17 protein-coding genes are annotated in these 19,654 nt (G+C 74.1%); 9 read left to right on the top strand and 8 right to left on the bottom strand.

Annotated features, from left to right (window positions below):
* Positions 1-223: 223 nt before the first annotated feature.
* Together AB4039_RS06950 and AB4039_RS06945 are read right to left on the bottom strand one after the other, a co-directional pair.
* Positions 224-1,576 carry a cytochrome P450 gene (locus tag AB4039_RS06950; RefSeq protein ID WP_442270278.1) on the bottom strand — a complete coding sequence of 451 codons (1,353 nt, stop codon included), beginning with the start codon at positions 1,574-1,576 and terminating at the stop codon, positions 224-226.
* A gap of 14 nt (positions 1,577-1,590) precedes the next feature.
* On the bottom strand, positions 1,591-2,523 hold the full coding sequence (locus tag AB4039_RS06945) for a terpene synthase family protein (protein WP_266837044.1): 933 nt from the start codon (positions 2,521-2,523) through the stop codon (positions 1,591-1,593).
* Between the two features lie 542 nt (positions 2,524-3,065).
* Here AB4039_RS06945 and AB4039_RS06940 point away from each other — a divergent pair.
* The 4 genes from AB4039_RS06940 (at position 3,066) to AB4039_RS06925 (ending at position 5,432) form a co-directional block, all read left to right on the top strand.
* On the top strand, positions 3,066-3,338 hold the full coding sequence (locus tag AB4039_RS06940) for a hypothetical protein (protein WP_266837046.1): 273 nt from the start codon (positions 3,066-3,068) through the stop codon (positions 3,336-3,338).
* The gene (gene dhaK / locus AB4039_RS06935; protein WP_266837047.1) at positions 3,335-4,339 is read left to right on the top strand and encodes a dihydroxyacetone kinase subunit DhaK; all 1,005 of its coding nucleotides are present in this window, start codon (positions 3,335-3,337) and stop codon (positions 4,337-4,339) included. The genes AB4039_RS06940 and dhaK overlap by 4 nt, the downstream gene beginning before the upstream one ends.
* 62 nt (positions 4,340-4,401) lie before the next feature.
* On the top strand, positions 4,402-5,028 hold the full coding sequence (dhaL, locus tag AB4039_RS06930; protein ID WP_266837048.1) for a dihydroxyacetone kinase subunit DhaL: 627 nt from the start codon (positions 4,402-4,404) through the stop codon (positions 5,026-5,028).
* Positions 5,025-5,432: a PTS fructose transporter subunit IIA gene (locus tag AB4039_RS06925; protein WP_266837050.1), complete on the top strand. Its 408-nt coding sequence runs from the start codon at positions 5,025-5,027 to the stop codon at positions 5,430-5,432. Before dhaL ends, AB4039_RS06925 begins: the two co-directional genes overlap by 4 nt.
* A gap of 216 nt (positions 5,433-5,648) precedes the next feature.
* Here AB4039_RS06925 and AB4039_RS06920 read toward each other — a convergent pair whose 3' ends face one another.
* Positions 5,649-6,056 (bottom strand): S4 domain-containing protein, encoded by a 408-nt coding sequence (locus AB4039_RS06920; protein WP_266837051.1) that lies wholly within the window; start codon positions 6,054-6,056, stop codon positions 5,649-5,651.
* A gap of 133 nt (positions 6,057-6,189) precedes the next feature.
* Here AB4039_RS06920 and AB4039_RS06915 point away from each other — a divergent pair, with 133 nt between their 5' ends.
* From AB4039_RS06915 to AB4039_RS06900, 4 genes are all read left to right on the top strand, one after another.
* Positions 6,190-6,585, top strand: a complete 396-nt coding sequence (locus AB4039_RS06915; protein ID WP_266837052.1) for a helix-turn-helix transcriptional regulator — start codon at positions 6,190-6,192, stop codon at positions 6,583-6,585.
* A gap of 132 nt (positions 6,586-6,717) precedes the next feature.
* Complete coding sequence (gene modA / locus AB4039_RS06910; RefSeq protein ID WP_442270313.1) at positions 6,718-7,524, top strand: molybdate ABC transporter substrate-binding protein; 807 nt, start codon at positions 6,718-6,720, stop codon at positions 7,522-7,524.
* Between the two features lie 133 nt (positions 7,525-7,657).
* Positions 7,658-9,628 carry an ABC transporter permease gene (locus AB4039_RS06905; RefSeq protein ID WP_442270277.1) on the top strand — a complete coding sequence of 657 codons (1,971 nt, stop codon included), beginning with the start codon at positions 7,658-7,660 and terminating at the stop codon, positions 9,626-9,628.
* A 304-nt stretch (positions 9,629-9,932) separates the two neighbouring features.
* The gene (locus AB4039_RS06900) at positions 9,933-10,592 is read left to right on the top strand and encodes a DUF4328 domain-containing protein (RefSeq protein ID WP_442270276.1); all 660 of its coding nucleotides are present in this window, start codon (positions 9,933-9,935) and stop codon (positions 10,590-10,592) included.
* A 26-nt stretch (positions 10,593-10,618) separates the two neighbouring features.
* Here the strand turns inward: AB4039_RS06900 and AB4039_RS06895 are convergent, their stop codons facing one another.
* Both AB4039_RS06895 and AB4039_RS06890 read right to left on the bottom strand, forming a co-directional pair.
* Positions 10,619-12,685, bottom strand: a complete 2,067-nt coding sequence (locus AB4039_RS06895; RefSeq protein ID WP_442270275.1) for a SpoIIE family protein phosphatase — start codon at positions 12,683-12,685, stop codon at positions 10,619-10,621.
* Between the two features lie 65 nt (positions 12,686-12,750).
* A complete protein-coding gene (locus tag AB4039_RS06890; protein ID WP_442270274.1) occupies positions 12,751-14,082 on the bottom strand; it encodes a DUF6777 domain-containing protein in 1,332 nt (443 codons plus the stop codon).
* Positions 14,083-14,217: 135 nt separating this feature from the next.
* Between AB4039_RS06890 and AB4039_RS06885 the strand changes: the two genes are divergently transcribed.
* The gene (locus AB4039_RS06885; protein ID WP_266837061.1) at positions 14,218-15,492 is read left to right on the top strand and encodes a streptophobe family protein; all 1,275 of its coding nucleotides are present in this window, start codon (positions 14,218-14,220) and stop codon (positions 15,490-15,492) included.
* Between the two features lie 67 nt (positions 15,493-15,559).
* Here the strand turns inward: AB4039_RS06885 and AB4039_RS06880 are convergent, their stop codons facing one another.
* The 3 genes from AB4039_RS06880 to AB4039_RS06870 are packed head-to-tail and all read right to left on the bottom strand — an operon-like array spanning position 15,560 to position 19,530.
* Complete coding sequence (locus tag AB4039_RS06880; protein WP_442270273.1) at positions 15,560-16,513, bottom strand: serine/threonine-protein kinase; 954 nt, start codon at positions 16,511-16,513, stop codon at positions 15,560-15,562.
* On the bottom strand, positions 16,513-17,148 hold the full coding sequence (locus AB4039_RS06875) for a hypothetical protein (RefSeq protein WP_266837064.1): 636 nt from the start codon (positions 17,146-17,148) through the stop codon (positions 16,513-16,515). Before AB4039_RS06875 ends, AB4039_RS06880 begins: the two co-directional genes overlap by 1 nt.
* A 9-nt stretch (positions 17,149-17,157) precedes the next feature.
* Positions 17,158-19,530 (bottom strand): FHA domain-containing protein, encoded by a 2,373-nt coding sequence (locus tag AB4039_RS06870; RefSeq protein ID WP_442270272.1) that lies wholly within the window; start codon positions 19,528-19,530, stop codon positions 17,158-17,160.
* Between the last annotated feature and the right edge of the window lie 124 nt (positions 19,531-19,654).

The following is a 19,654-nucleotide window of genomic DNA, read 5'->3' as shown; positions in this document are numbered from 1 at the left end:
GCCCACCCTCTCGGTTCCGTGACATGTGACATTCCTGCCCCCTCCTGCGCGTGCGGCCGAGTGTACGGCCCCGGGGGCGAGATGTTGCTGCTTAAACTTAATATTGAGGCATCTCGCCACTCTTACGGGGACAATGCTGTACTATCGGTCGGCTTCATTGCGGTGTGATACTCGGTGTTTGACGTAAATCCGTCTAGAAGCGAACGAGAACGATCAGATTTCGTCAACGTCGGGCTATAGGAATCATCGGGAGTTCACTCGGCTGGGGAATGCCCGCCGGAACCTCACGCACCGTGACGCCCGGGGCCGGGGTCAGGTGCCAGCGCGACGACACGGTGGCCAGGGCCGTCAGGATCTCCGCCACCGCGAACGTGTCGCCGATGCACTTGTGCTGACCGGCCCCGAACGGGACGTACCGGTGGTCGCGCGGCCGCTCCCCCGCGCCCTGGCGCCAGCGGCCCGGGTCGAAGACCGTGGGGTCCGGGAACAGCGCGGGGTCGCGGTGCAGCGCGTACGGGCTGTAGGCCAGTTCGGCCCCGGCCGGAATGGCGATCCCGCCGAGCGTGAGCGGGGCGAGGGCGCGCCGGGTGAACAGCAGCGGCGAATGCAGGCGCAGCGCCTCCTGGAACACGTCGTGCGCGTACGTCAGCCGCGCCAGGTCCTCGGCGCGGACCGGGCCCTCGCCCACGACCTCGTCGACCTCGGCCTGGAGCCGCTCCTGCACCTGCGGGTGACGGCCGAGTTCGTGGAAGGTCCAGGCCAGGGTGGTCGCCGAGGTCTCCGTACCGGCGAACATGATGGCGATCACCTCGTCGCGCACCTGCTCGGGAGTCATCCCCGCGCCCGTCTCGGCGTCCACGCTCGACAGCAGCAGCGACAGCAGGTCGTGCCGCTCCTCGCCGTCGGACCCGTACTGCGCGATCACCTGGTCGATGATCCCGCGCAGCCGCGCGGCGGCGGCGTCGAACCTCCGGTTGAGGGGAAGGGGCAGCCGGTCCAGCGACTTGGGCATGACCGCGCGTACGAGCATGCCCTCCAGGACGATGGGCAGCGAGCGGTGGACCTCCTCCACGGCGGGCCGGCTCAGGTCCCCCGAGAAGATCATCTCGGCGACCGAGGAGAGGGCGTAGCGGCGGGTCTCGGTGACCATCGAGACCTCGCGGCCGGACGTCCACGACGAGGACATCGCCGTGGCCTGGCGGCCCATCACCTCGGCGTACTCGGATATGTGGTTGCGGTGGAAGGCCGGCTGCATCATCCGGCGCTGCTTGCGGTGGAAGTCCCCGTCGGTGGTGACGATGCCGTTGCCGAACATGGGGCGCAGCCGCTCGAAGACCCGGCCGCGCCCGAACCGCTGCGCCTGCTGGACCAGTACGTCGTGGACGTGCTCCGGGCTCGTGAGGACGAGCACGGGCCAGGTGCCGATGTCGAGGCGCACGACCTCGCCGTGCTCCCGCAAGGACTCCAGGAAGGCGATCGGCCGCCGCCACAGCTGCACCGCGTGGCCCAGGAGCGGTAACCGCCCCGGGGCCACGGGTGCGGGGACCACAGAGCCGGGCTGCTCCGCCTGTGCCATGGACCGACTCCCTGTCATGCCACCGAGACCAGGCCGGGGCGGGTGTACGCAGACTCCAGCCCGGCCGCGAACCGTTCGTCGCTGTACCGCGTGCACTCGTAACGCTGCCACAGATCCGCGCCGATGATCCAGTCCTCGTAGCTGCGCACGATCCGGGAGACCGCGTCGCGCACCTCGGGATCGGTCTCGCCGCGGGCGTCCAGGGTCTCGGTCAGCAGCCTCTCGCCGGCGAGGTACTCCTCGATCCGGTCCTGTATGCGGCCCTCGACCGCCCGGACCGCCGCGGAGAGCGAGCAGCCCTCCCAGGCGGCGATGAGGGAGACGAGGTTGTTGTTGTCCCCGCAGGAGTGCTCCTTGGGGAGGGAGAACACGTCGTTGCCCCAGGAGATGACGTCCAGGGCGCTCGCGACGAGCGACCGGAACTCGGGCAGGTCGTGGACGCGCTGCGGCACGTCCAGGCCGAGGCCCGCCTCCACCATGTCCATCATCGGCAGTATCTGCGAGCTGTGACGGCGCATCAGGATGTAGTCCTGGACCGCCGGGCGGCCCTCGTCCCCGCGATTGCCGGCCTCCTGGTCCAAGGAGTGCAGCATGAGCGGGACATGGGCCCGGTAGCGGGCCGCGGGCCCCTCGGGCATACCGTCCAGGATCCGGTCGCACACGTCGACGAACCCCTTCACCAGCGGGTTGCGGCGGGCCCGCGCGCCACCGCCCGATCCCGTCGCCAGGTGCTCGGTTATCGCGTCGGCCACCGGCCGCCAGGCGGCGACCTCGCCGGTCCTGATGAGGTGGTCGTGCTGGTCGTCCAGGACGAACGACCACGCCATCCATTCGGCGAGCAGGACGACCGTTTCGTACGGCACCTCCCCGCTCACCCGGCCGGCGAGATGACCGAACCCGATGCCCGCGAATTGGTCCACGGCATCGGTGACGAGTTCGTGGCGCACCGCCCATGTGGCGGCCTCGGCGTTTGCGCGGGCGGCCAGGGGATGCTTGGAATTCCCGAAGGGAAGGTGAAAATCAGGAACAGAGAAAGAGTCGAGCTGGGTCATTGATCCCCCCATAAAAGAGTCCGATTCGCCAATACCCGCCCACCTGAACGATCGCGACGGTCGCGATCATGTGAAGACACCCCTTCTGCTGCGGCATTGTCGCGACGGCCCCGACCGTGACCGCCGAAATGAACCGGCCATGGAGCGACCAGATCCCGCCGACACACGACCACATCAGGCCACCGTTGAACTAATTAACTCGCAGGCCGCTGCGCACTGTCAATGTAGGACGAGAGGAGAAGATGAATTCATCCGGAAAATACCGAAAGTGTATTCGTGCGGAATATGCGAACGGCATACCCGGCGCCGGGCGGGGGCCCGCGGCCTACACTGCGAGTGGACACGGCCGCCCGGGAGAGGTGGGAACGTGATCGGATACCGACCGCGGTCCGGACGACGACCGGGAGGCCGACGGCCCGGGAACGTACCCGCAGGACGTGCGGGACGGCCTCGACGGGGAGCGGTTCGAGCTCCTCCTCCGCACGGTCCGGTCCACCTGCGCACTGCCGGAGGAAGGTGACAGGACCATACTGGGGGTGCCCGGGGACCGCGGACTCGCCCCCGACCTGCGGCGCGAGTACCTCTCCCTCATGGCAGTCATGATCACGGGCCATCTCGACCACCACCTGATCGAGGTCGTCGCCCCCGACGGCGGCAAGGGCTGGGCGGTCGTGGAGAACACCGTCGACCTCACCGGGAGAGAACCATGAGGATGCTGATCAACACCGCGGACACGGTCGTCGCCGACGCCCTGCGCGGAATGGCGGCCGCACATCCCGAACTGGACGTGGACGTCGAGAACCGGCTCGTCGTACGCCGCGACGCCCGCGAGGGCGGGCGGGTCGGACTGGTGTCCGGCGGCGGCTCCGGGCACGAACCCCTGCACGGCGGCTTCGTCGGGTACGGGATGCTGTCGGCCGCCTGCCCCGGGGAGGTCTTCACCTCGCCGGTGCCGGACCAGATGCTGCGCGCGGCCGGCGCCGTCGACTCCGGGCAGGGGGTGCTGTTCGTCGTGAAGAACTACACCGGCGACGTGCTCAACTTCCAGATGGCCGCGGAACTGGCCGAGGACGACGGCCTGCGGGTCGAACAGGTCCTGGTCAACGACGACGTGGCCGTCACGGACAGCCTCTACACGGCGGGCCGGCGCGGCACCGGTGGCACCCTCTTCGTCGAGAAGATCGCCGGGGCGGCCGCCGAGGAGGGCGCCCCGCTGGACCGGGTCGCGGCGATCGCCCGTCAGGTCAACGAGTCCTCGCGCAGCTTCGGAGTGGCGCTCAGCGCCTGCACCACCCCCGCCAAGGGCAGCCCGACCTTCGACCTCCCCGACGGGGAGCTGGAGTTGGGCATCGGCATCCACGGCGAGCCCGGCCGGGAACGCCGCGCGATGATGACCTCCCGGGAGATCGCGGAGTTCGCGGTGGGCGCCGTACTGGAGGACCTGGCGCAGTCGGGCCCGGCGGACGCACCGGTTCTGGCCCTGGTCAACGGCATGGGGGCGACCCCGCTGCTGGAGCTGTACGGGTTCCACGCGGAGGTGGCCCGGGTGCTGGAGGCCCGCGGCGTGCCGGTGGCACGGTCCCTCGTCGGCAACTACGTGACCTCGCTCGACATGGCGGGCTGCTCGGTGACCCTGTGCCGGGCCGACGACGATCTGCTGCGCCTGTGGGACGCGCCGGTGCAGACCGCCGCCCTGCGCTGGGGCCGCTGAGACGCGGGTGACCGTAGGGTGGCGGTGGAACCGTCCGAGCGGGTGCGAGACGAGGAGATCCGGTGCGTGACGCAGACTTCTTCCGACGCTGGTTGGACGCCGCCGCGGCGTCCGTGGAGCGGGAGGCCGACCGGCTGACGGAGCTGGACTCCCCCATCGGGGACGCCGACCACGGGAGCAACCTGCTGCGGGGGTTCGTCGCCGTCCGCGCGGCACTGGCCGGGGCCGACGCGACGGCCCCGCCGGGCACGCTGCTGCAACTGGCCGGGCGGACGCTGATCTCCACCGTCGGCGGCGCCTCCGGTCCGCTGTACGGGACACTGCTGCGGAGCACGGGCAAGGAGCTCGGGGAGGCCGCCGAGGTCTCCGACGAGCAGGTGCGCGGGGCGCTGGACGCCGGGGTGGGCGCGGTGGCCCGGCTCGGCGGGGCGGCGCCGGGCGACAAGACCATGCTGGACGCGCTGGTACCGGGGGTCGAGGCCCTCGCCTCCTCCTACGGTGACGCCGCGGACGCGGCCGAGAACGGCGCGAAGGCGACCACGCCGATGCTCGCGCGCAAGGGCCGGGCCAGTTACCTCGGGGAGCGCAGCATCGGGCACCAGGACCCGGGCGCCACCTCGTCGGCGCTGCTGCTGCGCGCGCTGGCCGACGCCTCCGGGGGCTCCGGCGACGCGGGCGGTGCGGCATGAGCGGCGGGCCGGTGGTCGGGATCGTGCTGGTCTCCCACAGCGCGGCGGTCGCGGAGTCGGTGGCGGAGCTGGCCCGGGGGCTGGCCGCGGGCGGAGCGGTGGCTCCCGTGGCCCCGGCGGGCGGCGCCGTCGACGGCGGGCTGGGGACGAGCGCGGAGCTGGTCCTGGCGGCCGCGGCGTCGGTGGACCAGGGGGCGGGGGTGGCGCTCCTGGCCGACCTGGGCAGCTCCGTGCTGACGGTCAAGGCCCTGCTGGAGGACGAGGAACTGCCCGCCGGATCCCGGCTGGCGGACGCACCCTTCCTGGAGGGGGCGGTGGCGGCGGTGGTGGCCGCTTCGGCGGGCGCCCCGCTGGACGCGGTGGTCGCGGCCGCCGCCGAGGCGTACGCGTACCGCAAGGCCTGAGCCTGCGCTGTCCGCCCCCGGGCCGGGCCGGCTCCCGCTCCCGCACCGCACACTCCACAGCCGAACCGGGCGGGGCGGAACCGGTCTTAGGGCGGGCCGGGCGCGCGCGGAACTCACACGGACCGCCCACCGGGCGGAACCGGCCGCCCGGTGGGGCCCGCCGGGCCCCGGCCCGGGGGACGCACTGCCGGGCACCACCGGGTCCACCGCCGGAGGCTACGGGCGCCCGCGCAGGGTTTCGATCTCGCGGCGCTCGCGCTTGGTCGGGCGGCCCGCCCCGCGGTCGCGGATGCCGACCACGGCCGCCTCCACCGGAGTGGGCGGCGGCGGGCTGTTGTCGATGAAGCACTCCGCCGCGACGGGCGCCCCGACCCGCTTGGTCACCGGCCGCCGCACCACGACGACGCGCTCGCGCCCCGCGTGGTAGAGCCGCACCTCGTCCCCCGCGCGCACGCTCTGCGCGGGCTTCGCGCGCTCGCCGTTGACCTTGACGTGGCCCGCCCGGCAGGCGGTGGCGGCGACCGACCGGGTCTTCGTCAGGCGCACCGACCACATCCAGGCGTCCACCCGTGCCGTACCGGCCGCATCCGTCGAACCCGTCGTCCTCGCGTCTGCATCAGCCATGCCCAGACTTTACCGACCGGAAGGCCGGGAAACGGAATGAGTTTGGCGGATTCCACAATGGGGATGGCATCTGCGATGGAGATCGTCCCAAACGAATTGCAAATGCGCCAGAAGTGCCCCTACCTTGTCGCCCATGCAGTCCTACACCATCGGACAGGCGGCACGTCTGCTGGGCGTCAGCCCGGACACGGCGCGCCGCTGGGCCGACGCCGGCCGGGTCGCGACCCATCGCGACGAGGGCGGCCGTCGCCTGATCAACGGCCGTGACCTCGCGGCCTTCTCCGTCGAGGTGGGGCAGGGCGCCCACGCCGAGGACGGAGAGCCCTACACCTCCGCGCGCAACGCCTTCCCCGGGATCGTCACCGCCGTCAAACTCGGCGACGTGGCCGCCCAGGTGGAGATCCAGGCCGGTCCCCACCGCCTGGTCTCCCTGCTCACCCGTGAGGCCGTCGAGGAACTGGGCCTGGAGGTCGGCATGCGGGCCACCGCCCGCGTGAAGTCCACCAGCGTGCACATCGACCGCACCTGATCCACCCGCCGCCCCGCCCTCCCGCCCGCTCGTCCCCACCCGCTCCGCCCGTCACCGGCGCGGGTCACCACCACGCGGTCCCGGCACCCGGCCGGCCGCCGACCCGACCGAGGAGCCCGAACCGTGTACAGCATCCTGAACCGCCGCACGGCCGCAGCCGCGCTGAGCGCCGCCCTGCTCGTCCCGCTGTCCGCCTGCGGCAGCGACGCCGGGAAGAAGGACGACGCCGCGGGCTCCCCGTCCACCTCGGCCCCGGCCGCGGCCCCGGCCAAGGACGTGAACCTCACCGTCCTCGCCGCCTCCTCCCTCACCGACGTCTTCAAGACCGCCGGCGAGGCGTACCAGAAGTCCCACCCCGGGACGAAGGTCACCTTCTCCTTCGCCGGTTCGCAGGAGCTGGCCGCGCAGGTCAAGCAGGGTGCGCCGGCCGACGCCCTGGTCACCGCCGACACCAAGACGATGGACGGCCTCAAGGGCGAGACCAACGACGCCACGGTCATCGCGAAGAACCGTCTCGTCATCGCGGCGGGCAAGGGCAACCCGTTCAAGATCGACGAGCTGAAGGACCTCGCCGACTCCAAGATCAAGGTCGTCCTGGCGGCGCCCGAGGTCCCCGTCGGCCGCTACAGCAAGCAGATCCTCGACGCCCAGAAGGTCGAAGTGAAGCCGGTCTCCCAGGAGGCGAACGTCCGCGCCGTCCTCTCCAAGGTCGAGCTGGGCGAGGCCGACGCCGGTCTCGTCTACAAGACGGACTCCGCCAAGTCCGGTGACAAGGTCGTCACCGTCGACATCCCGGACGACCAGAACGCCGTGGCCTCCTACCCGGCCGCGACGCTCAAGCAGTCCAAGAACAGCGCGGCCGCGGCCGCGTTCGTGGCGTGGCTGAGCACCCCGGAGGCCCAGAAGATCCTCCAGGACGCCGGCTTCCAGAAGGCGTAACCGGCCTGACGTTCGATGGGGCTGCCCGGTCCGGGGGGACGGGCAGCCCCTCGTCCGTGCCCGCAGAAGCCCCCGTCCCCGTCCTTCCCGCCGTCAGGCCCTCCCGCCCCGCGCCGCTTCGACCAGGAACCCGATGAGCAGACTCCGCACCCGCACCCGGCCTCCGCTGGCACTCGCCCTGCCCGCGCTGCTCGCCGTCGCGTTCCTGCTGCTGCCGCTGCTCGGGATCCTCTCCCGTACGCAGTGGGGCGAACTCGGTACCCACCTCACCAGCCCCGGCGTCGTCGAGGCGCTGAAGCTGTCGCTCGTGGTGTCGCTGTGGGCGCTCGGCCTCTCCCTGCTGCTCGGCGTACCGCTCGCCTGGCTGCTGGCCCGGGTCCCCTTCAAGGGCAAGGCCCTGGTGCGCTCGCTGGTGCTGCTGCCCATGGTGCTGCCGCCGACCGTCGGCGGTGTGGCCCTGCTGCTGGGCTTCGGGCGGCGCGGACTCCTCGGCCCCTGGCTGGAGGACACCTTCGGCATCACCCTGCCGTTCCACACCTCCGGTGCCGTCGTCGCGGCCACGTTCGTGGCGATGCCCTTCCTGGTGATCAGCCTGGAGGGCGCGCTCGGCGGGCTCAAGCAGAGCTACGAGGAGACCGCCGCCTCCCTCGGTGCCCCGCCGGTCCGGGTGTTCTTCAGCGTGACCCTGCCCATGGTGGCCCCCGGTCTGGTGGCCGGGGCGGCCCTCACCTGGGCCCGCGCACTGGGCGAGTTCGGCGCGACCATCACCTTCGCGGGCAACCTGCCCGGCACCACCCAGACGCTTCCCCTCCAGGTGTACCTGCTGCTCCAGGACAAGCCGGAGGCCGCCACCTCGGTGTCACTGCTGCTGCTCGCCATCGCCATGGGCGTGCTCATCGCCCTGCGCGGACGCTGGACCGGCACCCCGGTCGCCGCGAAGGACGCCGGGGCGGGACAGCCGGCCGAGGAACCCGCGCCGTCCCCCTCGGGGCAGGACGCTCCCCCGTCCGACGGAGCCGCCGCCGACGCACCCGGTCCCGGCGGGAAGGCCGCGCGGGCCGAGGGCGGCGGATGGCCCCTGCACGCCGAGGTGACCGGCTTCAACGAGCTGACCCTGGACGCCGAACCGGGCACCACCATCGCCGTCGTCGGCGAGAACGGCGCCGGCAAGACCACCCTGCTGCGGGCCCTCCTCGGGCTGACCCCGCGCGCACACGCCCGGCTGCGCCTCGGGGACACCGACGTCACCGCCCTGCCCCCGCACCGGCGCCAGGTGGCCTGGGTGCCGCAGGACGGGGCGCTGTTCCCCCATCTGACCGCCCTCGCCAACACCGCGTACGGACTGCGCGCCCGCGGGGCCGGCCGCGCCGAGGCCCGCCGCGAGGCGCAGGCCTGGCTGGACCGGCTCGGCGTCGGCCACCTCGCCCGGCGCAAGCCGGCCCAGCTGTCCGGCGGGCAGGCCCAGCGCGTGGCCCTCGCGCGGGCGCTCGCCGCCCGTCCCCGGCTGCTGCTGCTCGACGAGCCCCTCGCCGCCCTCGACCAGACCACCCGGGCCCACGTGCGGCACACCCTGCGGACGCACCTGGCGGGCTTCGACGGGGTCTGTCTGATCGTCACTCACGATCCCGTCGAGGCGGTGTCGCTGGCCGACCGGGTCCTCGTCCTCTCCGACGGGCGCACCCTGCAGGACGCGGCCCCGGCCGAGGTGACCCGCCGGCCGCGCTCGCCCTGGGTGGCCCGGATGCTGGGCCGCAACGCCTGGCCCGGCACCACCTCCGCCGACGGGCTCGCGCTCGGCCCGGGCGGACGGCTCGTGGTGGCGGAGGCCCTGCCCGAAGGGGCGGAGGCGCTGGCGATCATCGCCCCGGAGGCGGTGTCGGTACACCGGGAGCGCCCCGGCGGCAGTCCGCGCAACGTCTGGCCCGGCACCGTACGGGAGATCACCGCGGTCGGCAGCCGGCTGCGCGTCCTCGTGGGGTCCGCCGAGGTCCCCGACCTGGTCGCGGAGGTCACTCCTGAGGCCGCCGCCGAACTCCGGCTGGCCGACGGCACCGCGGTCTGGACGAGCGTGAAGGCGACCGAGGTCACCCTCGTACGCCTGTAGGGACCGCCCGCCCGGTGCCCTCCCGCATCCCTTTGGACGCGCGGGAGACGGGCTGACATATGTTCGACCCTGCCCGGCCGGCCCGTCAGCGGGCCGGCCCGCTCCAGCCGTTGCCGTCCGTACCCGTGGGGGGTCCTCCGTCATGTCCTTCAGCGCGCCCGGCTCACCTCCGCCTCCGCCTCCGCCTCCGCCGGGGCAGCCGCCGTACGGGGCCGCCCCGCGACCGGAGTACCCCGGGCAGCCGGGACCGGCCTTCCCCTCCTACCCGGCCCCCGCCTACCCCGCCCCGCAGCCGGCCGTTCCCGTGCTGCGTTCCCCCCGGGGCCTCGCGACGGCCGTGACGGTGCTGCTCTGCGCGGCGGCCGTCGCCGCCCTGCTGGGGTGCGTCGCCGACCTGTACACGTGGTCGCTGATGAAGGACGTACAGGCCGACCCCTTCGCGGTGCAGCAGCACACCCTCCAGGGCGCGGACCTGCTCACCACCCTCACCGGCGGCTTCCAGGGCCTGACGCTGCTGGCCACGGCGGTCGTCTTCGTCATCTGGTTCCACCGGGTGCGGACCAACGGCGGGATCTTCAACCCGGGTGCCTTCACCCGGTCCGCGGGCTGGGCGGTGGGGGCATGGTTCATCCCCTTCGGCAACCTCTTCCTCCCCTACCGGGTGGCGGCGCAGACCTGGGCGGCGAGCGTGCAGCTGGGCCCGGACGGCTCCTTCCGGCGCGTCTCCACGGTGCCGCTGACCTCGTGGTGGATCCTCTGGGTCCTCTCCCGCGTCCTCGACACGACGGCCACGCTGCTCGGCAGCCGGGCGGACACCCCGCAGGCCCTGCGCACCGCGTCCGCCCTGGGCGCGTTCGCCGGTCTGACCACCGTGGCCGCGGCCGGGCTCGGCATCGTCTTCGTGCTCAGGCTGACGGCCCTGCAGAACGTGAAGGCCGCGCAGGGGCCGTACGCCGCCGCCTGAGCCGGACCCCCTCGGGACGGGCGCCTTCAGTGCCCGTCCCCCTGCGGAACGGCGAACTCGCACCACACGCACTTCCCGCCGCCCCGGGGTTCCACGCCCCAGCCCTCCGCGAGCCGCTCCACCAGCATCAGGCCGCGGCCCGACACCGCCCAGTCGTCGGCCTCGCGGCGGCGCGGCAGGGCACTGCTGAAGTCCTCGACCTCGATCCGGATCCGGCCCTCGGCCGTCAGCCGCAGGCTGACCAGGCCGCCGCCGTCGGTGTGCACGAGGGCGTTGGTCATCAGCTCGTCCGCCACCAGCTCGATCTCGTCGGCGCGCTCCCGGGCCCCCCAGGCGGCCACCGCCGCCCGGATCAGGTGGCGGCCCATCACCAGGYTGTCGGGATCCCCGGGAACGAGGCGCTGGTGCAACGGGCCGCCACCGCGCGGGGCGGGGGTGCCGCGCCGGCGCAGCAGGAGCAGGGCCATGTCGTCCCCGCCGCCCGCGTCCCCGACGAGGTCGCACAGTACGTCGGCCAGTTCCTCGACGTCGACGGGACCGTCGCGGGCCGCATCCATGAACTCCCGCATCCCGGTCTCCAGGTCACCGCCGGACCGTTCGAGCAGCCCGTCGGTGCAGAGCAGCAGGGTGTCCCCGGGGTGCAGCTCCAGACTGGTGACGGGGTAGCCCGAGCCGGTGCCCGCCTGCTCGCGCGCGGGCAGGCCGAGCGGCAGCCCGCCCGCCACCTGGACGCGGTGGCAGGTGCCGTCGCCCCGCCGGACGAACGGGTCCAGGTGGCCGGCCCGGACCAGGTGGAGGGTTCCGGTGTTCAGGTCCACCTCGGCATAGGTGCAGGTGGCGAAGCGTTCGGTGGCCAGGTCCCGCAGGAAGGCGGAGGCGCGCGCCATCGCCGCACCGGGGGTGTGGCCCTCCATGACGTAGGCGCGGAACACGATCCGGAGCTGGCCCATGACGGCCGCCGCGTCCGTGTCGTGGCCCTCGACGTCCCCGATCATCACCCCGACCCGGCCGTCGCCGAGCGGGACCACGTCGTACCAGTCGCCGCCGATGTCGCGCCCCATCCGCGCCGCCCGGTACCGGACGGCGATCAGCGCGCCCGGTACGTCCGGGATGTGGCGGGGCAGCATGGCCCGCTGGAGGCCTTCGGCGAGGTCGTGTTCCTGCTCGAAGAGGATCGCCCGCTGGAGGCTCTGCGCGATGCCGCTGCCGAGGGCGACCAGGACGTTGCGCTCCTCCGCGGTGAAGTCCCCTTCCCGCCGGTACAGCAGGCCGAGGGCGCCGACGGGCCGCCCCTGGGCGATCAGCGGGAGGTAGACGCCGCTGCGCACGGCGAGCGGCTCGATGTACGGCCACAGGCGCGGATAGCCGCGCTGGAACTGCTCCCGGGAGGCGATGAACACCGGTTGCAGGGTCCGTACGGCCTCGCTCATGGGGAACTGTGCGTCGATGCGCGTGTACTCGATCTCGGGGACGTACGAGCCGAGCTGCCCTTCGGCGACCAGGTGGATGCGGGCGCCGTCGACGATCCCGAGCATGACGCTGACGGCGCCGAGGTGGCCGAGGGCCTCGGGGTCCTTGAGGACGTCGGTCACGTCGTTGACGGTGCGGGCGTGCGCGAGGATCGCGGTGGTCCGCTCGACGACCCCGGTCATCCGCCGGCGCCCCTCGTCCCCGTTCCCGGCGGCGCCCGGCTCGTTGGGGTCCGTGGTGGCGTCGCGGAGGATGCCGATGATCCGGTACGGGCGGCCGTGCGGGTCCCGCAGGACGTGTCCCTGGACGTGGGTCCAGGCGGCGCCGCCGTCCCGGCGCAGGGTGCGGAAGTAGGCCCCGTAGTGGCTGCGCCCTTCCCGCAGGGCCTCCTCGACGCGACGCTCCAGCCGGGCGCGCTCGCCGGGCGGGACCCTGCCGAGCAGTCCCGCGGGGGTGCCGCCGAACTCCTCGGGGCGCAGATCGAGGACCCCGAGGGCGGTGGCGTCCAGATGCATGCGGCCGCTGTCGAGGTCCCAGTCGAAGGTGCCCATGCGATTGAGCGCGAGGCTCAGATCCGGCCGCGCGGGCCAGTCGACCTCGTGGGTCCGTCCCCGCTGGTCCATGCAGCCAGGGTCTCACTGTCCCCCGTCCCCGGCATGCCGTCTCCGGTCGCGCCGCACGGCGGGGCCTAGCCTTCCCCGTTCGCCTCCGCTTCCCCGGATCCGTCCCCGGACCCGGACGGGGAGGCGGGGGCCAGGCCCGCGGACGGGGCGGTGGAGGGGCCGGGCGGGGTGGTGGGACCGCTCGGGGTGCTGCGGTCGGTGAGGGCGGGCGGCTTGGACGCGGGTCCCGAGGGGGTGGACGTGTCCCCGGGGCCGCCCGACGGGCTCCCGGACGGGGTGGTCGCCGTGGCGGTGTCCTCCGGCGTTCCGGTGCCCGGGGTGCCGGTCACGGGCGGTGGGGTGGGGCCGGAGGGCGGCGGGGAGGTGGCCGGCGAGGGCGTGCCGGTCGGCGGGGTGGGGGTGGGCGGCGGCGGTACCGGACGGTCCGGTTCCGGGGCCGCGCCCCGGTCGCGCTCGTACCAGCGGCCGCTCTCCCGGTCGTAGATCACGATCTTGTGCACCACCGTCTTCGACGGTGCGATCACCACGGCCTCGCCGGGCCGGTACGAGGGCCAGGGCTGTCCGGAACGCTTCGGGTTCGCCGGCAGCGGCACGGGGGCGCCGAGCGGGTTGCCGCATGCGCAGCGGACCCGCGGGACCCCGCGGTCGTCCACCAGCACGGCCGTTCCCGCCTGCAGGACCGCCTGGTAGGGGACGGCCCTGCCGTCGCGGTAGCCGTGGTTGGTGACCCGGGTGTCCGTGCGCAGCCGTACGGGGGTCAGGGCGCGCAGGTAGCCGGAGACGGCTCGGGGTTCGAGGCCGAGGGCGGAGGCGAAGGCGGCGTTCTTGGCGGGCTCGGCGGACAGCGCCGCGATCTGCCTCGGCACGTCACAGCTGGCGACGTCCTTCGTGCCGCCGTAAAGGCCGGGGGCGGAGCCGCTGACGCTGCGGGTCGGGGTGGTGCCGGTGCCCGCCGGGGACGGGGTCGGGTTCGGGGCCGGGCTGTACGGCGGCGGGGTGGCCTCCCGCGCGGCCGTGGACTCGGTGAACGGGGCCGGGCCGGTCACCGCGGCCGGCTGGAGGAACACCTCGGCCCCGGCCCGCTGCGTGGAACCCCCGCCGCCCGGCCGGGTCAGCACCACGACCAGAGCGGCCACGGCGGCCAGCGCCACGGCCGCCGCCGCGATCCGGGGACCGGACCGCCACCAGGGCCGCGACCCGCCCGGCGGCTCCCCACCGGGAGGCCCACCGGGCGGTGCCGGGGGCGGCGGCCCGGGGGGACCCGGCGCCGCCCCGCCGGAGAGCGGCCCGGAAGGGGGCCCGGTGGGCTTCCCGGACGCGGGCCCGGACGAGGACGCGTCCGGCGGTGACGGCTGATGGGGCTGCGGCGGCCGTTCGCCGGAGGGCTGCGTGGTCACGGGCTCTTCTCTCCCGGCGGCGGAATTCCCGAAAGCTCCTACTGATCCGGCTCCGTACGCGTTCGTACACTCCTGCGGACCATTGTGTGCGTGCTCCCGGTGGTGCCCGCAAGCCGGGGGTGCCACGGTGAGCGGGTGATCCGCTCCTCCGTCAGGACCTCCGAGCACGCCTCCCCCAAGGCCTGGCGCGACGCGCTCGTCGCCGCCCTGGCGGGCTTCGCCGTGATGACCGCGGTGGCCGCGGCCGGGCTCGCCTGCGCGGGAGCGGGCGATCTGCCGGAGGGCGCCTTCCCCCGGGTGCTCGCCGCGGTCGTGGTGATGGCCGCCGGCGGCGCGGTCGAGGGCTCCGCCGAGGCGGGCCCGCTGGCCGGGGCGGACGTGAGCCTGTCGGTGATGCCCCTGTCGGTCAGCCTGGCCGGTGCGCTCACCACGGGTTTCCTCTTCCTGCGTCCGCTGCGGGGCCGGGCGGTGGTCACGCCCCGGGAACTTGGGTTGCGGGCCGCCCGGCTGACCGTCCTGTGGCTGCTCCTGCTCACCCTGTCCGGCCTCCTGGCCCGGCAGGACTTCGGGCTCTCCCCCGGGGACTCACCGCTCGGGGACCTCGGCGAGCTGCTCGGGGCCGCACCGACGGTGGGCTTCCGGGCCGACCTGCCCGCCACGCTCCTCTTCGGGCTGCTGTGGATCCTGGGCCTGCTGCTGATCACCCTGCTGGTCTCGCGGGGCGCACCGCTCCCGGCCGCCCTGGTCCGCTTCCACGCGGCGGTGCGCCCGGCCGCCCACGCCACCGCCGTCCTGCTCGTCGCGTACGTCGGGCTCGGCCTGGCCGTCGGCCTGGTGACGGCCGCCACCCGGGGCCACGCCGCCCGGACCCTGGCCGTGCTCCTGCTCGGCCTGCCCAACCTGGCCTGGCCGGCCCTCACCGTGGGCTTCGGCGGTGCGTGGCAGGGCCGGGTGGAGGGGCCGTTCGGCCTGCCCGTGCCGCAGGTGCTGGACCGGGTCCTGCGCGGCTCCGAGCCGTCGACCATCGACGTGGCCTCGCTCGCGGAGCAGGACGCGCGGGCCTGGTGGCTGGTGCCGTTGGCGGCCGTCCTGCTGCTCGGCACCGGGGTGCTGGCCGCCGTGCGCTCCCCCGCGCACGTGCGGCTCCACCGGCACGCCCTGCACCTGGCGGTGGCGCTCGCCCTGGCCACCCTGACGGTGTGCCTGCTGGCCCGGGTGGAGGTCCGGTTCGGCCTGTCCCTCCTGGGCATCGGCGACGCGGCCGGCCTCTCGGGCACCGCCGAACTCACCCCGCACCTGTGGCGCACGACCGGACTCGCCCTCCTCTGGGGCGCCGTGGCGGGCTTCCTCGGCGCCCTCCTGTCCCGCCCCGTCCGGCGCCGGAGCACGCGGGCCCCCGCGTCACCGTGAGGCCGTGACCGCCGGGCCGCCGCCCGGGGCGGGCCGGGAGCCTGGTGGGCCTACGGCGCCCGGGGGCCTACGGGCGCCCGGAGGGGCCGCGGAACACGGGCAGGGCCCAGTGCGGTGGCGGCGGGCAGGCAGCGGCGGCGGCCGGAGGGCGGCCGGCCGTGGCGCGGAGGGCGGTGGTGAAGGCCAGGCAGGTCCCCCAGCGGTCCTCGGGGGCCTTCGCGAGGGCCTTGGCGAGTACCGAGTCGACGGCGGGCGGCAGGTCCGGGCGGTGCGAGGACGGCAGGGGCGGCGGATCGTACTGGTGGGCCCAGAGCAGGGCGAGGTCGTCGTCGCGGCGGAACGGCGGGCCCCCGGTGAGCATCTCGTAGACCACGCAGCCCAGCCCGTACACGTCGCAGCGGCCGTCCACCGGCTTCCCCGAGATCTGCTCCGGGGCGACGTAGTCCAGGGTCCCGACGAACTGGCCGACGGTCGTGAACCCGGTCAGCGAGAGGGACTTCTTCGTGAGGCCGAAGTCGGTCAGGTACACGTGCTCGGGGTGTTCGCCGTCCGTGCCCTCGGCGACCAGGACGTTGCCGGGTTTGACGTCCCGGTGGACGAGGTCGTGGGCGTGGGCGGCGTCGAGTGCCGAGGCCAGCTGACCCGCGATCCGGGCCGCCGCCGCCACGGACAGCGGCCCGGTGCGGTCGAGGAGGGCCCGCAGGTCCTGTCCGGGGACGTACCGCATGGCGATGTACAGCAGGCCGTCCGCCTCACCGGCCTCGAACACCGGCACGATGTGCGGGTGGTCGATGGCCGCCGCCACCCTGGACTCGTGGGCGAAGCGCTGCCGGAAGGTGTCGTTGCGGGCCAGTTCGGGGGCCAGCACCTTCAGCGCCACCGTGCGGTCCAGCCTCAGGTCCCGGGCCCGGTAGACGACGGCCATGCCGCCGCGCCCGATCTCGTCCTCCAGCAGGTAGCCGGCGATCCGCCTGCCTGCGGGTCCGGACGGCCGCCCGGCCCGCGGGTCTGCGGCTCCCATCAGCGCCCGCCCGGTTCGGGCGGGGGCCGGTCCACGATCCTGGTGGGCTCGTGGGCCGGTTCCGCCGCGCCGGCACCCGGGGCGGCGCCGGAGTCCTGCGGCCGCGGGTCCCGGGGCTGCGGCGCGGGCGGGGCGCCCGGTCCCGAGACGACTGCGTAGGGGGCCAGGCGGCTCCCGTCCGCGTACATCCACTGATCCGCCGCGGCGTCGTAGAGCCACGCGGACTCCCCGTCGATGACGATCCCGGCCCGCAGGCCCCGTACGGCCTCCCGGAACACGCCGGTGTCCGCCCGGTCCGCGGCGAGGTCGCGGACGGCCCGCCGGTAGCGGTCGAGGGCCTCGGCCGCCTCGGCGAGCAGCGGCCCCGGGTCCTGCGCCGGGGCGGTCGGCCGGCCGGCGGTGGGCGGCGGCCGCGGCACGGCCACCAGCAGCCGGCCGTCGACCCAGGCGGACCAGCCGTTGGCGCACAGCACTTCTCCCCACTCCCCGCTCCGGGACAGCAGGCGTACGGGGAGGAAGGCGTCCAGGGCGGTGGTCGGCCGGGTCGCGTCGGGCGCCTCCCAGGCGGGCAGCCCGTCGGGCGGGACCACGTGCGTGGGCCGGAACACGGCGCCGGGGCCGTCGGGGGTGGTCATCGGCCGGGCCTACTTCCGCATGATCGCGGGCTCGTGCCGCCGCAGCAGCCGCGCGACCAGTACGCCGAACAGGACGGACAGGGCCACCAGCATGCCCATGTTGAGGAGCCAGACCCCGGCGGAGTGCGCGAAGAGGGGGTCGTCGGTGAGCGGGCCGGGCACGATCCGGGCGAGGTCGATGGTGCCGGCCATCGCGCCGAGCGCCCAGCGGGAGGGGACGAACCAGGCGAGCTGCTCGATCACCGGCACCCCGTCGAGCTGGAGCAGCGCCCCGCAGAAGACCACCTGGACGATGGCGAGGAGGACCAGCAGCGGCATGGTGACCTCCTCCTTCTTCACCAGGGCGGACACGAGCAGACCGAGCATCATCGCGGTGAAGGACAGCAGGGCGACGGCGAGGGTGATCTCGACGAGCGGCGGCAGGAACACCCCGGTGGCGCCCGGCGGTACGAGCCGCACGCCGAAGAGGCCCACGAGGGTCAGGACGACGGCCTGGGCCACGGTGATCGTGCCCAGCACCACCACCTTGGACATCAGATAGGCGGACCGGGACAGTCCGACGGCGCGTTCGCGCTGGTAGATCACCCGTTCCTTGACCAGCTCCCGGACGGCGTTGGCCGCTCCGGTCAGGACGCCGCCGACGCACAGGATGAGCAGGGCGTTGATCGCCGTCTCCTGGGTGAGGGCGCTGCCGGCCAGGGCGCGGGCCATGGCGCCCATCACGAACGGCAGGGCGATCATGATGGCGAGGAAGGTGCGGTCGGCGCCGAGCGCGGCGGCGTAGCGGCGGACCAGGGTGGAGAGCTGGGATCCCCAGCTCTGCGCCTTGGGCGGCGCGGGGGCGAAGCCGGCCGGGCCCTGGCCGGCCTGCCCGTCGGGGGCTCCGCGGGGTCCGCGGGGTGCTCCGGCTCCGTAGGCGCGGTACTGCGGGGAGGCGGCGTACTGGCCGGCCCAGTCGCGGTCCCGTTCGTTCTCGAAGGCCTCGAAGGCCTCGGGCCACTGGTCGAAGCCGAAGAAGCCGAGGGTCTCGCCGGGCGGCCCGTACCAGGCGACGCGGCCGCCGGGGGCGAGCACCAGCAGCCGGTCGCACACGTCCAGGCTGAGCACGCTGTGGGTGACGACGATGACGGTGCGGCCGTCGTCGGCGAGGCCGCGCAGCATGTGCATGACGGAGCGGTCCATGCCGGGGTCGAGGCCGGAGGTGGGTTCGTCGAGGAAGAGCAGGGACGGCTTGGTCAGCAGTTCCAGGGCGACGGAGACCCGTTTGCGCTGGCCGCCCGAGAGGCTGTGGATGGGCTGGTCCGCGCGCTGTCCGAGACCGAGTTCGCCGATCACCTCGTCCACGCGGGCCTGGCGTTCGGTCTTGGCGGTGTCCTGCGGGAAGCGCAGTTCGGCGGCGTAGGTGAGGGCGCGGCGGACGGTGAGCTGGGCGTGCAGGATGTCGTCCTGGGGGACGAGTCCGATGCGGCTGCGCAGTTCGGCGTAGTCGCGGTAGAGGTCGCGGCCGTCGTAGAGGACGGTGCCGTGGTCGGCGGGGCGCAGTCCGGTCAGGGCGCCGAGCAGGGTGGACTTGCCTGCGCCGCTGGGTCCGACGACGGCGAGCAGGCATTTCCCGCCGACGGGGAAGGAGACGTCGTCGAGGAGCGTCTTGCGGCCGTGGTCGACGGCGACGGCGAGCTCCTGCACGTCGAGGGAGACCTCGCCGCTGTCGACGTATTCCTGGAGCCGGTCGCCGACGAGGCAGAAGGCCGAGTGGCCGATGCCGACGATGTCCCCCTCGGCGATCCGGGCCCGTTCGACGGGGGCGCCGTTGAGGTAGGTGCCGTTGTGGCTGCCGAGGTCGGCGATCTCGTAGGTGCCGTCGGCGAGGGCCCGCAGTTCGGCGTGCCGGCGGGAGACGACGAGGTCGTCGACGACGAGGTCGTTGGCGGGGTCGCGGCCGATGCGCAGGGCGGTGCGGGCGGCCAGCGGGCGGACGGTGGTGGGCCGGCGGAAGGTGCCGGTGCGCTCCGGGTGGGCGACGGGTGCGGCGGACGGGACGGTCAGGGGCGGGGGCGGGGGCGTGCGGATGGAGAGGACGGCGCGCGGGCCGTCCTGGGCGCTGCCGAAGCGCAGCTCGCTGCCGGGGCCGACGCTCCATTCGTGGATGCGGTGGCCGTCGGCCCAGGTGCCGTTGGTGCTGTCCTCGTCCCGGACGGTCCAGTGGTCCCCGTCGGGGCAGAGGACCGCGTGGTGCCAGGAGACGCGGGCGTCGTCGAGGCAGATCTCGCAGAGGGGGTCCCGGCCGACGTGATAGGTCCGGGGCGGGCTCATCTCGGTCGAGCCCCCGGCGGTCTCCAGGACGAGTTCGGGCGCGGTGTCCGCACCGGGGCGCTGGACCATGCACAGATCTTCCCACGATCGACCGGTCCCGGCGCGGGCAGCATCACCGCAGGTCAGAGGGGTCTTATGGAGAATGACAACGGTCCCCGTTGCAGCCTTTGCCGATCTCGCCGAGGTGCGCTTC

Source organism: Streptomyces sp. M-16, from assembly GCF_052114405.1.
Lineage (GTDB): Bacteria > Actinomycetota > Actinomycetes > Streptomycetales > Streptomycetaceae > Streptomyces.
This window is presented reverse-complemented; position numbering and strand designations above follow the sequence as displayed.